13 protein-coding genes are annotated in these 12,641 nt (G+C 71.1%); 8 read left to right on the top strand and 5 right to left on the bottom strand.

The genetic code is table 11. From position 1 onward, the window contains the following. Positions 1-11 precede the first annotated feature (11 nt). Positions 12-1,013 (bottom strand): C40 family peptidase, encoded by a 1,002-nt coding sequence (locus RZ1_RS19890; protein WP_072814237.1) that lies wholly within the window; start codon positions 1,011-1,013, stop codon positions 12-14. Continuing rightward, positions 1,010-1,345, bottom strand: a complete 336-nt coding sequence (locus tag RZ1_RS19885; protein WP_072814236.1) for a type VII secretion target — start codon at positions 1,343-1,345, stop codon at positions 1,010-1,012. The genes RZ1_RS19890 and RZ1_RS19885 overlap by 4 nt, the downstream gene beginning before the upstream one ends. Positions 1,346-1,437: 92 nt before the next feature. Here RZ1_RS19885 and upp point away from each other — a divergent pair, with 92 nt between their 5' ends. Both upp and RZ1_RS19875 read left to right on the top strand, forming a co-directional pair. Next, positions 1,438-2,061, top strand: a complete 624-nt coding sequence (gene upp / locus RZ1_RS19880; protein WP_072814235.1) for a uracil phosphoribosyltransferase — start codon at positions 1,438-1,440, stop codon at positions 2,059-2,061. A 228-nt stretch (positions 2,062-2,289) separates the two neighbouring features. Continuing rightward, a complete protein-coding gene (locus RZ1_RS19875) occupies positions 2,290-3,003 on the top strand; it encodes an MspA family porin (protein ID WP_072814326.1) in 714 nt (237 codons plus the stop codon). Positions 3,004-3,012: 9 nt separating this feature from the next. On the opposite strand, the gene RZ1_RS19870 is transcribed toward RZ1_RS19875, so the two are convergent. Together RZ1_RS19870 and RZ1_RS19865 are read right to left on the bottom strand one after the other, a co-directional pair. After that, the gene (locus RZ1_RS19870; protein ID WP_072814234.1) at positions 3,013-4,479 is read right to left on the bottom strand and encodes a phospho-sugar mutase; all 1,467 of its coding nucleotides are present in this window, start codon (positions 4,477-4,479) and stop codon (positions 3,013-3,015) included. Next, positions 4,476-5,288 (bottom strand): purine-nucleoside phosphorylase, encoded by an 813-nt coding sequence (locus RZ1_RS19865; RefSeq protein ID WP_072814233.1) that lies wholly within the window; start codon positions 5,286-5,288, stop codon positions 4,476-4,478. The genes RZ1_RS19870 and RZ1_RS19865 overlap by 4 nt, the downstream gene beginning before the upstream one ends. Positions 5,289-5,353: 65 nt before the next feature. Between RZ1_RS19865 and RZ1_RS19860 the strand changes: the two genes are divergently transcribed. The 6 genes from RZ1_RS19860 to RZ1_RS19835 all read left to right on the top strand — a co-directional run bounded on the left by RZ1_RS19860 (position 5,354) and on the right by RZ1_RS19835 (position 12,110). Beyond that, a complete protein-coding gene (locus RZ1_RS19860) occupies positions 5,354-6,052 on the top strand; it encodes an enoyl-CoA hydratase/isomerase family protein (protein ID WP_072814325.1) in 699 nt (232 codons plus the stop codon). 37 nt (positions 6,053-6,089) lie between these two features. Beyond that, positions 6,090-7,250, top strand: coding sequence for a M20 family metallopeptidase (locus RZ1_RS19855; protein ID WP_072814232.1), 1,161 nt, complete (start codon positions 6,090-6,092; stop codon positions 7,248-7,250). Continuing rightward, positions 7,247-8,404 (top strand): M20 family metallopeptidase, encoded by a 1,158-nt coding sequence (locus RZ1_RS19850; RefSeq protein ID WP_072814231.1) that lies wholly within the window; start codon positions 7,247-7,249, stop codon positions 8,402-8,404. Before RZ1_RS19855 ends, RZ1_RS19850 begins: the two co-directional genes overlap by 4 nt. Positions 8,405-8,479: 75 nt before the next feature. Further along, a complete protein-coding gene (locus RZ1_RS19845; protein WP_072814230.1) occupies positions 8,480-9,523 on the top strand; it encodes an iron ABC transporter substrate-binding protein in 1,044 nt (347 codons plus the stop codon). Positions 9,524-9,525: 2 nt separating this feature from the next. Further along, a complete protein-coding gene (locus RZ1_RS19840) occupies positions 9,526-11,082 on the top strand; it encodes an ABC transporter permease (RefSeq protein WP_244899360.1) in 1,557 nt (518 codons plus the stop codon). Next, positions 11,079-12,110, top strand: a complete 1,032-nt coding sequence (locus tag RZ1_RS19835) for an ABC transporter ATP-binding protein (RefSeq protein WP_072814229.1) — start codon at positions 11,079-11,081, stop codon at positions 12,108-12,110. Before RZ1_RS19840 ends, RZ1_RS19835 begins: the two co-directional genes overlap by 4 nt. Before the next feature lie 16 nt (positions 12,111-12,126). Here RZ1_RS19835 and RZ1_RS19830 read toward each other — a convergent pair whose 3' ends face one another. After that, entirely contained in the window at positions 12,127-12,597 is a 471-nt protein-coding gene (locus RZ1_RS19830; protein WP_072814228.1) for a gamma-glutamylcyclotransferase family protein, read from the bottom strand. Positions 12,598-12,641: the final 44 nt, after the last annotated feature.

Genomic DNA, 12,641 nt, shown 5'->3' with positions numbered 1-12,641 from the left:
CCGGTTCCCTCTCATCCGGTGGGCCGGTAGAACCCGTCGAACGCCATGCCGCTGTTGCCGGTGCGGATCGGGGTGACGGCGACCGGATCTCCCGCTTCGACCATGAGGCCGTTGCCGACGACCATCGCGACGTGCCCGTCCCAGACGGCCAGGTCGCCGGGCAGGACCGAGTCCGCGGCGACCGGCGTCCCGACGTCCTGCTGCTGGGCCAGCCGGGGGAGTTCGACGCCGGCCTGGCCGTATGCCCACTGGGTCAGCCCACTGCAGTCGAGACCCTGCCCGGGTGTGGTACCACCCCACACGTACGGGGTTCCCAACTGGGACAATGCATGACGCACCGCCGCGGCGGCTGTGGCGTTGGGTGCGGTCGCCACGCTGCCGTCGGGCAGGTTCACCGCGCGATCGGGTGACCCGGATCCCGGCGCGATGTCGCCGCCGCTGTACAGCGCCCGGTCGGCGCCGGAACCGGGATCGGCTTCCGCGGGGCCCACCCCTGCCGGTGCGGGCGGCGTCTCCGGCAGCAGCGCCGTGAGCCGGTCGGTGTGCTGTGCCAGTTCGGACGTCACCCGGGCCAGGACGTCGAGTCCCTCCGCGAGATGGTCGAGCGCGGCGCCCAGCAGCATCAGCTGGCCCTGGGGCAGCGTCAGCGCGGGTTCGAGGCTCCGGGCCACCGAGCCGAACGAGTCGACGATGCGGGCGAGTTCGGCCGCGCCACCGACGATCGTCGCGGTGCCGTCGATCGCGACCGCGGCGATCGCGGTGCCGCGATCTGCGGCGGCCAGGGTGTCGGCGAGCAGTCGCTCGGCGCTGTACACCGCGGTGTCCGCCGCCGTGCCCGTCCAGTCCCACACGAGGTCGGCGAGCGCGGTGCGGCCGGCGGCGTGCACATCCTCGGCGATCACCGTCCCGGCCCGCAGCGCCGCGGCCGGATCGAGCGCGGGCGCGGTGCCGGTGCCGAACGCGGTCAGCAGATCCGTCAGCGGAGCCGCAAGCAGGTCGGCCCCGATCGTCATCGTTTCGCTCCCGCGTCGTGCAGACCCGTGGACCACCCGGTCTCGTGGGTGTCGTAGCCGGCCGCGGTGGCCGCGGCGACCACCGCCATGCCGTCGAGTGCGGTCACGATCCGGGACACGTGCTGTTCGTGTGTGCGATGCGCCGTGACCAGCGCCGCGACGAATCCCGCGCCGATCGGCCCGAGCCCGGCCCCCAGGTGTTCGGGGGCGCCACCTCGGATCTCGTCGACCGCGCCGCGCATTCGTTCGGCCATCTCTCCGGCTGTGCAACCGAACGCTGCGATGGTCTCCGGACGTACCTGTACGCCGTCTTGCCGAAACTCGCCTCTCACGACTCACGTCCCCCTCGGATGTCGGATCGATCCCTCTCGAGGGGTTCGACGCATGCGGAGGGCGGCCGGTTCCATCGTTCTATCCTTCGGGCATGGATTCGCTCGTGGTCGACCACCCGCTCGCCGCCTCCCTGCTCACGATCCTGCGCGATGAGCGCAGCGACAACGCCGCCTTCCGGCACGCGCTGAGGCGGCTGACCCAGATGCTCGTCTACGAGGCGGTCCGGGATGCTCCGATCGAGGAGTTCGAGGTTCGCACGCCCGTGGCGACGACCACCGGGGTGCGCTTGCAGCAGCCGCCGCTGCTGGTTCCGGTCCTGCGGGCCGGGCTGGGCATGGTCGACCAGGCACACGCGCTGATCCCGCAGGCGCAGGTCGGTTTCGTCGGCCTCGCGCGCGACGAGAAGACGTTCGAGCCGGTCCCCTATCTCGAGTCGCTGCCCGACGACCTGTCCGGCCTGCCGGTCTTCGTGCTCGATCCCATGCTGGCCACCGGCGGGTCGATGGTGCACACGATCGAGATTCTCGTCTCCCGCGGCGCGACCGACATCACCGCGATCTGTGTGGTGGCGGCGCCGCAGGGCGTCGAGGCGCTCGCGTCGTACGGGTATCCGGTGCGGTTGGTGACCGCGACGATCGACGAGGGCCTGAACGAGAACAAGTACATCGTTCCGGGTCTCGGCGACGCGGGCGACCGGCAGTTCGGACCGCGTTAGCCGACAGCGTCGACGGACAACCCCAACACGAGACCCGCGACCGAGTCGCGACATATGTGCCCGATTCGGGATATATGGTGCCCATGGGGCTGGTGTGACGCCTTCCGGCGCCCGATCCGTTATCAAGTCTTCATGATCTGGGCCACACCGATGCGTCGGGCTCACTACGCTGAGCATGCACGGCAAGATCACCTTCCGCCTCCGACGGCCCGTGAAATGGGGTACACGATGGTCCGTAATTCCGCTGAGAAATCTCGACGGGGCCTCCGAATCACTGCGCTGGGTGTGGCCGCGGCGTGGACGATGATGGTGAATCCGGGCACCGCGGCAGCCGCTGTCGACAACGCCCGGTCCATGCCGCTCGACGGCGGCGCGACGATCGAAGTCCTGCAGGCGGACACGTCGATCCAGTCGGTCCCGCCGCTCGACAGCTCACCGCTCAGCGTCGAGTTCTTCAACGACGGCGTCGCCGCCGTGCGGATCACCGGTCCGGGAGCCGACTCGTTCACCGGCACCAAGCTCACCTTCGGCTACCAGATCGGCTATCCGGTCGCGCTGCCCGGCGCGATCGTGCACATCTTCACTCCCAGCCTCGACTGGGGGGTCGGCAGCGGTGTCGACTTCGGCGTGGATCTCGGATTCCCTGGCGATGGGGGTGCCCCGAGTCTCGGACTCGGTCTCGGGGTGGGCAGCAACGCCGAGCTCGGCGGCTCGATCATTCCCGAGCAGGAGATCGAGGTGGAGCTCGAACCCGGCGGGATCACCGAGGTGCCGATCGTCGAGAATCTGGCCTTCGACGGTAGCGGCGTCACCGTGCGCATCGCGGGGGTGCACGGCGCCGTGTCCGGCGCGATCGGCCCCGTCACCGTCCGTCCGTTCGCGAAGGCGACTACCGCCAAGGGCGATACCGTGGTCACCTACGGTGTGCCGCAACGGGTCTGACGATCCGAATCAACCGGCCAGGCCGGTTGCCCACACGTGCAGCGCCGCCAGCGTCCCGGCGGCGCTGTCGTGGTGTCCGTCCGCCGCGATCGCCTGCAGGTAGCACTTGAGTTTCGGTTCGGTACCGGACGGCCGGACGACGACGCGGACCGTCGCGCCCTCGAACACGAGCGCGTCGGTCCGCAGCCGTGTCTCGGCACGGGCGAGATCGGTCACGCGCACCGCCTCGCCGGCCAGTTCGGCCGGCGGCGCCGCCCGCAGCGATGTCATGATCCGGCCGATCCGCGCGAGGTCGGCGACCCGGATCGCGACCTGATCGGTCAGGTGCACACCGAATTCGGCGTACAGGTCGTCGAGCGCGTCGAGCAGCGTGCGACCGCGCGCCTTCAGATCCGCCACGTGGTCGGCGACGACGACTGCGGTCGCGATGCCGTCCTTGTCGCGCACCGCGTCGGGGTCGACGCAGTGACCGATCGCCTCCTCGTACGCGTAGACCAGACCCTCCCCGGCGCGGACCAGCCACTTGAAGCCGGTGAGGGTCTGTGCGAAGCGGGCGCCGCGCGCGGCTGCGACCTTCCCGAGCAGTGTGGACGAGACGATCGTGGTCGCGACCAGGGCTCCGGGGCGCGCTCCGGCGAGAATGTGGTCGCCGAGCAGCACACCGGTCTCGTCGCCGCGCAGCATCCGCCAGCCGCCGGCTGCAGGCACCCCCACCGCACAGCGATCGGCGTCCGGGTCGAGTGCGAGCGCGACGTCCGCGCCGACGTCGGTGGCGAGCGCCAGCAGTGCGTCGGTGGCGCCGGGTTCCTCGGGGTTGGGGAACGCCACGGTGGGGAACGCCGGGTCCGGCGCGAACTGGGATGCGACGACGTGCACGTCGGTGAACCCGGCGGCCCGCAGCGCCGCGACCGCGGTCTCGCCGCCGACCCCGTGCAGCGCGGTGAGCGCGATCCGCACGTTTCGATGTGGTGACCGCGGCAGCGTCGCGACCCGCGCGAGGTACCGCTCGACGAGATCCCCGCCCGAGGGTGTCACGGGTGTGCGGGTCACGGCGTCGCCGACCGCATCGATCGCCGCTTCGATCTCGTGGTCGGCGGGGGAGACCAGTTGGGCGCCGCCGGTGACGTACACCTTGTAGCCGTTGTCGGCGGCGGGATTGTGCGACGCGGTGATCTGCACCCCGGCGACGGCACCGAGCGTGCGCACCGCGTACGCGGTGACCGGTGTCGGCAAGGGGCGGGGGAGTGCGACCACCCGAAATCCCGCGGCGGCGAGGACTTCCGTTGCCGCGGAGAAGAATTCGGGAGAGCCGGTTCGGGCGTCGCGGCCGACGACGACGGTGCCGCCGCCGTGCCCGTTGGCGTCGAGCCAGGCGGCGAGCCCGGCGGTCGTGCGTTCGACGACGGGCACGTTCATGCAGTCCGGCCCGTCGCCGACCGGCCCCCGCAGCCCCGCGGTGCCGAAGCGCAGGCTCACAGCCGGCCCGCCAGTTCGCGCAGCAGATCACCCATGCGGCGGGCCGCGGCCTGACCGGCAGCCAGGACTTCGGCGTGGTCGAGATGCTCGCCGGTCACGCCCGCGGCCGCGTTGGTCACCAGCGAGATACCGAGTACGCGGGCGCCGGCGGCGCGCGCGGCGATCGTCTCGTGCACCGTGGACATGCCCACCAGATCGGCCCCGAGGGTGCGCAGCATCCGGATCTCGGCGGGCGTCTCGTAGTGCGGACCGGGGAGACCCGCGTACACGCCCTCGGCGAGCGATGGGTCGATCTCGCGGGCGAGGGCGCGCAGGTCGGCGGAATAGGCGTCGACGAGATCGACGAACTGGGCGCCGACCAGCGGTGAGCGGCCGGTGAGGTTGAGGTGGTCGGCGATCAGCACGGGCTCGCCGACCGTCAGGTCGGGGCGGATGCCGCCGGCGGCGTTGGTGAGGATCACGGTGCGGGCGCCGGCTGCGACCGCGGTGCGCACCGGGTGCACGACCCTGCTCAGGTCGTGGCCCTCGTAGGCGTGGATGCGCCCGGACAGCAACAGCACCGGCGTCTGTCCGACCGTGACCGAGTGTACGGTTCCGGGATGGCCGGCCGCGGTGGGTGGTGTGAAGCCGGGCAGGTCGTTCATGGACACGTCCGCGACCGTCGGCCCGAACCGTTCGACGGCGGCGCGCCATCCCGAGCCGAGCACCACGGCGACCGGGTGCGCCGCCACTCCGGAGCGCTCGGCGAGGACGGCGGCGGCCCGCCCGGCTTCGGCGGGGGGATCGAGGATCGCGTCGGGTGCTCCCATGGCGCAGACACTAACGCCAACCGGATTGTTACTCGCGAGTAGCAAGAGGGTTTATCCTCATGTCCATGCCATACCTCGAACGCCACGGCGACGTCTTCGTCCTGTACCTCGGCAACCGGGACCAGGAGGTCGACGAGAACCGCTTCCACCCCGACCGGCTCGCCGAGATCGGCGCGCTGCTCGACGAGGTCGAGGCGCACGAGGGCCCCGCCGCGCTGGTGACCGCCGCGACCGGCAAGTTCTGGAGCAACGGCCTCGACACCGACTGGATCTTCGCGAACCTCGCCGACCTGCCCGGCTACCTCGATTCCGTGCACGCGCTGTACGTGCGGATGCTGACCTTCCCCGCCGCGACCGTCGCCGCGATCCAGGGTCACGCGTTCGGTGCCGGGGCGATGCTCGCGCTCACCCACGACTTCGCCGTGATGCGCGCCGACCGCGGCTTCTGGTGCCTGCCCGAGGTGCAGCTCGGCATGCCGTTCACCGTCGGGATGTCGGCGCTGTTGCGCACCCGCCTGAGCAGCAGCACGGCGGTCGAGGCCGTCACCACGAGCCGCCGCTACGGAGGCTCCGACGCGCTCGCCGCCGGAATCGTCGCGCACACCGTAGACGGAGACGCGGTCCTGGCCGCGGCCGTCGAGCGGGCCGCGGGCCTGATCTCCACGCGCGGAGCGAACCTCGGTGTCGTCAAGCGCGGCCTGCACGAGCCGCTCGTCGCCGCGCTCGAGACGAAGACGGACGAGTCGAACTTCCGTTTCGGCTGACGCTGGGACCGCGGGCGGGCATGACAGACTGGACGATGTGACGACCGAAGCGGACAGGGTGATCGAGGCTGCGTCCGACGAGTTGATCGGCCTGTCGCATTCGATCCACGCGGAACCGGAACTCGCGTTCGACGAGCACCGCAGCGCCGCGAAGGTCGTCGAGGTTCTGCGCGGCGCCGGATTCGAGATCCGCACCGGAATCGCGGACCTGCCCACGGCATTCGACGCCCGCTTCGGCAGCGGCGATCTCGTCATCGGGATCTGCGCCGAGTACGACGCCTTGCCGGGCATCGGTCACGCCTGCGGTCACAACATCATCGCCGCGTCCGCGGCCGGCGCGGGTCTGGGTCTCGCGGCGATCGCCGACGCCCTGGGAATCACCGTGCGGGTCATCGGAACCCCCGCCGAGGAGACCGGGGGCGGCAAGGTTCTCATGCTCGAACACGGCGTGTTCGACGACGTCGCCGCCGCGATGATGGTGCACCCGGGTCCGTTCGACATCACGGGTGCGACCTCGCTGGCGCTGGCGGACATCGCCGTCACCTACGAAGGCCGCGAGGCGCACGCCTCGGCGGCACCCGAGTACGGACGCAACGCCGCCGACGCCGCGACCGTCGCCCAGGTCGCGATCGGGCTGCTGCGTCAGCACCTGCTGCCCGGACAGCAGATCCACGGCATCGTCAGCGACGGCGGCACCGCCCCGAACATCGTGCCGGCGCACACCGAGCTGCTGTACTACCTGCGCGCGGCGACCGCGGATTCGCTCGCCGACCTGTCCGAACGCGCCGGAAACTGCTTCACGGCCGGGGCGCTGGCCACCGGCTGCACCCACCGGATCCGGACGGTGTCACCCACCTACACCGAACTCACTCCCGACCCGTGGCTGGTGCAGGCATATCGTGAGGTGATCATCGGCATGGGACGGGCACCGCTGCCCGTCGAGGAGGAAGGAGCGCGCCCGCTGGGCAGCACCGACATGGGAAACGTGACGAATGTGGTGCCGGGTATCCATCCGGTCATCGGGCTCGATTCGGGTGGTGCGGTCACGCATCAGGCCGCATTTGCGGCCGCGTGTGTCACCGAGTCCGCGGATCGGGCGGTGCTCGACGGAGCCCGGGCGCTCGCGGCGACCGCGGTCCGCGTCGCGACCGATGCCGACCAGCGGGATCGTCTCCTCGAGGGGGTCGCGCGCCGATGAACCGGTATGTCGAGAAGTGGCTGGGGGACCACACCGAGGACCTCACCGCATGGCGTCGTCATATCCACGCGAACCCCGAACTCGCCCGTCAGGAGTACGCGACGACCGAGTTCGTCGCCGAGCACCTGTCCGCGGCCGGGCTCGACCCGAAGGTGCTGCCGCGCGGCACCGGCGTGATCTGTGATCTCGGGCCCGCGACGGGACCCCGGATCGCACTGCGCGCCGACATGGATGCGCTGCCGATGCAGGAGCTGACGGGGCTGCCGTTCGCGTCCACCGTCCCCGGGGTTTCGCACGCGTGCGGTCACGACGCCCACACCACCGTGTTGCTCGGAACCGGGCTCGCGCTGAACGAGGTGCCCGAACTACCCGTCGGCGTGCGGCTGGTGTTCCAGCCCGCCGAGGAGGTCATGCCGGGCGGCGCCCTCGATGTCGTGGCAGCCGGCGGCCTCGACGGCGTGTCCCGGATCTTCGCGTTGCACTGCGATCCGCGCCTGGAGGCGGGAAAGATCGGTATGCGGGTCGGTGCGATCACCTCCGCCGCCGACACCGTCGAACTGGTGTTGGATTCGCCGGGGGGTCACACCTCGCGCCCGCATCTGACCGGCGACCTCGTCTACGGGCTCGGCACCGTCATCACCGGCCTGCCCGGCATGCTCAGCCGCCGGATCGATCCCCGCACCGGCACCGTCATGGTCTGGGGAGCGGTCAGCGCGGGGAAGGCGCCGAACGCGATCCCGCGCACCGGGATGCTCGCCGGAACCGTTCGCACCGGCGATCACGAGACGTGGGAACTGCTCGAACCCATGGTCCGCGAGGTCGTGCACGGTCTGCTCGCCCCGACCGGAGTCAGCTACGAACTGGAATACCGCCGCGGTGTGCCCCCGGTCGTCAACGACGAGGTCTCGGCGCGCATGTTCGAGGCTGCGATTCGGGCGACCGACCCCGACGCCCTGTCCGACACCCCGCAATCCGGTGGTGGAGAGGACTTCTCGTGGTACCTCGAGCAGGTCCCCGGGGCGATGGGCCGGCTCGGTGTGGGATTCGGGACGGGCCCGGAACTCGACATCCACCAGCCCACGTTCGATCTCGACGAGCGGGCGCTCCCGGTGGGGGTGCGAGTGCTGACGAACCTCGTCCTCGGCGCCGGGTGAAACGCCCGGCTGAGCTTAGCCTGACCTGAACCTGTAAGTTCCGAGTGGGTGACAGCTCACAACAGGAGGTCCGGGATGCACGTTCGACGCAGGATTGCCGCCGCCTTGACGGCCGGGGCGCTGGTGGCCGTTCTCGCCGCCTGCGGCAGTGACAGCGACACCGCGTCCGACGAGTCCGGGGACGGCAGCGGCGCGCTGACGTTGTACTCGGGCCGCAGCGAGAACCTGGTGGCGCCGCTCATCGACCGGCTCGAGGACACGCTCGGGTTCCCGATCGAGGTCGTCTACGGCGGCACCCCCGAGATCACCGGCAAGCTCGTCGAGGAGGGCGCCTCGTCCCCCGCCGACGTCGTGTTCAGCCAGGACGCAGGCGCTCTCGGTCTCCTCGACCAGGCGGGGATGCTCGAGGCGCTGCCCGCCTCCGTTACCGACCTGGTGCCTCCGTACTACCGGGCCGCCGACGGCACCTGGGTGGCGACCTCGGCCCGGGCCCGCGTGCTCGTCTACAACGACGAGAAGGTGCAGCCGCAGGATCTGCCCACCGGGATCGACGGCCTGCTCGACCCGAAGTGGAAGGGACAGATCGGGTTCGCCCCGACCAACGCGTCGTTCCAGGCGTTCGTCACCGGCCTGCGGGTGTCGCGCGGTGAGGACGGTGCCCGGCAGTGGCTCGAGGCGTTCAAGGCCAACGAGCCCGTCGCGTTCGAAGGCAACGGCCCGCTCATGGAGGGTGTCGACAGCGGCCAGGTCACCCTCGGGCTGACCAACCACTACTACTGGTACGGACTCGCCGAGGAGAAGGGTGCCGACAACCTCGCCGTCCAGATCCACTACTTCCAGGCCGGTGATCCGGGCGCACTCGTGAACATCGCCGGGGCCGCTGTCCTCGCGACCACCGATCAGCCGGAACAGGCCCAGCAGTTCGTCGCCGCCCTGCTCTCGCCCGAGTCGCAGACCTATTTCGCCGACGAGACCTCCGAATACCCGATCGTCTCCGGCGTCGAGACGAAGCACGATCTGCGTCCGCTCGCCGAGGTCGGCACCTCCGACATCGAACTCGCCGAACTCGCGTCGCTCGAGCAGACCCAGGCGCTGCTTCAGGAACTGGACTTCATCTGATCGTGCTCTCCGCTCCGCTCCGCGCCCGACGCGGCCGACCGATACTGGCCCTGGCCGCGCTGGGTGTGGCCGTGTTCGCGCTCGCTCCGGTCGTCCACCTGGTGATGCGCGCCTTCGCCGACGGACCCGACCGGGTGTGGTCGCTGGTCTTCCGGCAGCGCACCCTCGACCTGGTGTGGCGCAGCGGCATTCTCGCGCTGACCGTCACCGTCGCGTGCCTCGTCGTGGGGCTGGCCGCCGCATGGCTCACCACCCGAACCGATCTCCCCGGACGCCGGTGGTTCGCGCTCGCCCTCAGCGTGCCGCTGGCGATCCCGTCGTACGTGTCGGGCTTCGTCTGGATCGCCCAGTTCCCCGCGCTCGAGGGATTCGTCGGTGCGGCGCTCGTGCTCACCTGCGCGTCCTTCCCCTACGTGTACCTTCCGGTGGCGGCGGCTCTCGCCTCGATCGATCCGGGCCTGGAAGAGGTGGCCCGCACGCTGGGTCGCTCCCGCATCCGCACCACCCTGACGGTGACGTTGCGGCAGGTGTGGCCCACCGCGGCGGCCGGCGGACTGCTCGTCGCGCTGTACACGCTCAGCGACTTCGGGGCGGTCGCGCTCATGCGCTACGAGGCGTTCACCCTCGCGATCTACGGCAGCTACCGTGGCCTGCTCGACCGCACCCCGGCCGCCGTGTTCGGATTGGTCCTGGTCGTGCTCGCGGTGATCCTCACCGTGTCGGAACGCGGCGTGAGGCGCGGCGCGACCGCCCGCGTCGGCTCCGGCGCCGCCCGCACCCCGGGCGCGGTGCCGCTCGGAACCGGACGGCTTCCGGCGGTCGGTTTCCTCACCGCCGTGCTCGCCGTCTCCGTGGGCGTCCCGGTCGCCGGGCTGGCCCGCTGGTTGTGGAAGTCGCAGCAGGCGTCGGTCGACTGGTCCGCCATCTGGACCGCGACCGCCTACACACTGTGGGTCGCCGCGCTCGGCGCCCTGCTGACCACCGCACTGGCCCTGCCGGTCGGCGTGTTCGCGGCCCGCTCGACGTCGCCGTTGGCCCGGTTCACCGAGAGCGCCGCCTACGTCGGCTTCGCGTTGCCCGGTATCACCGTCGGCCTGGCGCTCGTGTTCTTCGGGATCCGGCTGCTGCCGCAGTGGTACCAGCACACCCCGATGCTCCTGATCGCCTATGCCGTGCTGTTCCTGCCCCTCGCCGTGGGATCCATCCATGCCGCGGTCGCCGCGATCCCGTCCGGACTCGAGGACGCGTCGGCGACGCTCGGCAGCGGCCGGTTCCTCACCGGTCTGCGGGTGACCATTCCGCTCGCCGCGCCGGGGGTCGTCGCCGGATGCGCACTGGCGTTCCTCACCATCGCGAAGGAACTTCCGGCGACGCTGCTGCTCGTCCCGATCGGGCACGAGACCCTGGCGACCGGCATGTGGAAGCACACCGAAACACTCGAATACGGTTCGGCGGCACCGTATGCGGTGATCCTCGTGCTCATCGCCGCGCTGCCGTCGCTGATCCTGGGCCGGCTGCTGCGCGGTCGCGTCGACGCGGAAAGTGGTGGTGAGGAGTGAACGGACTGACCGTCGACAAGGTGTGTGCCCGCTACGGGCGCACCGAGGTCGTCACAGACGTGTCCGTCGAGGTTCCGCGGGGCGATCTGCTCGCGGTGCTCGGTCCGTCCGGCGGGGGCAAGACCACGCTGCTGCGGGTGATCGCGGGCCTGCACCCGGCCGCCGCCGGCCGGGTCGTCGCGGACGGAAGAACCGTGACCGACCTGCCGCCCGAGCGCCGCGGCGTGGGCCTGGTTCCTCAGGAGGGAGCGCTGTTCCCGCACCTGGACGTCGCCCGCAACATCGGATACGGACTCACCCGGCCCACCTGGGACTCGCGGGTCCGGCAGCGGGCCGCGCGGGCCCGTCGCGTCGAGGAACTGCTCGATCTGGTCGGCCTCGCCGGGATGGGGCGGCGCAAGCCGAGCGAGCTGTCCGGCGGGCAGCAGCAGCGGGTCGCGCTGGCCCGGGCGCTCGCGCCGCGGCCTGCGGTGGTGCTGCTCGACGAGCCGTTCAGCGCGCTCGACGCGGGCCTGCGATCCAGCCTGCGCGCCGACGTGCGTGTCCTGCTGCGGGAACAGCAGGTTGCGGCGGTGCTGGTGACGCACGATCAGGCTGAGGCGCTCGCAATCGCGGACCGGGTCGCGGTGATGCTCGACGGCCGGCTCGCGCAGGCCGGGACCCCGGAGGAGGTGTACCGGACTCCGGCATCGATCGCGGTGGGGGAGTTCGTGGGCGAAGCGATCGTGCTCGACGCCGAGGCCGAGGGCGACCATGCCCACACGGCGGTGGGGAAGGTGCAGCTCATCGCCCCGGGCCGGGGCACCGGCCGGATCCTGGTGCGACCCGAACAGATCGCCGTCGAACCGGCACTGGACGACTCGCCGTTCACGATCCGCGACATCGCCTTCGGCGGCGCCCACAGCGAGGTGCGGGTCGACGGTCCCGGCGCGGCGATCCGCTCGCTGCGCGGCAGCGTCGACGACCTCCGGGCCGGCGACGCGGTGTCGGTGCGGGTGTGCGCGCCGGTGCCGTTCTACGCGGGCTGACGGCCCGGCGGGCTCGTCAGAACGCGTCGGGCCTGCCCGGGCCGACGTTGCGGCTGTTTCGGGTCCGCAGATCCATGACATAGTCCGACGGGGCACCGGCGATCTCCGCGGCATCGGCCATGACACCGAGATACCGTGCGGACGGCAGGCCGCCCTCGTATGCGTCCACGACGTACAGCCACGCGAGAACCGGCCCGTCCGCGGTATCCACACGCACCCGGATCTTGCGGTGGAAGCCCAGTTCGGAGCCCTCCCAGCGGTCGAGGCTGCGCTCGTCCTCGTCCGGTACGTCGTAGAGCACCACGAAGACCTTCGCGTCCTCGTCCTCGACGACGGTCGCGAGGGCACCTTCCCAACCGAGGTCGGCACCGCTGAACGTCAATCGCCAGCCGTGCAACCATCCGGTGCCGGCCATCGGTGAGTGCGGGCAGCGCTGCAGCATCTGCTCCGGATGCATGTTGGACCCGTAGGCGGCGTAGATCGGCACGTGCCTAAGGCTAATCGGTGACCGCACGCCGCAGGATTCGGGGC

The sequence above is a fragment of the Rhodococcus zopfii NBRC 100606 = JCM 9919 genome, assembly GCF_001895025.1.
GTDB classification, from domain to species: Bacteria; Actinomycetota; Actinomycetes; order Mycobacteriales; family Mycobacteriaceae; genus Rhodococcus; species Rhodococcus zopfii.
The sequence above is the reverse complement of the archived record's forward strand: the minus strand, read 5'-3'. Positions and strand labels throughout refer to the sequence as shown.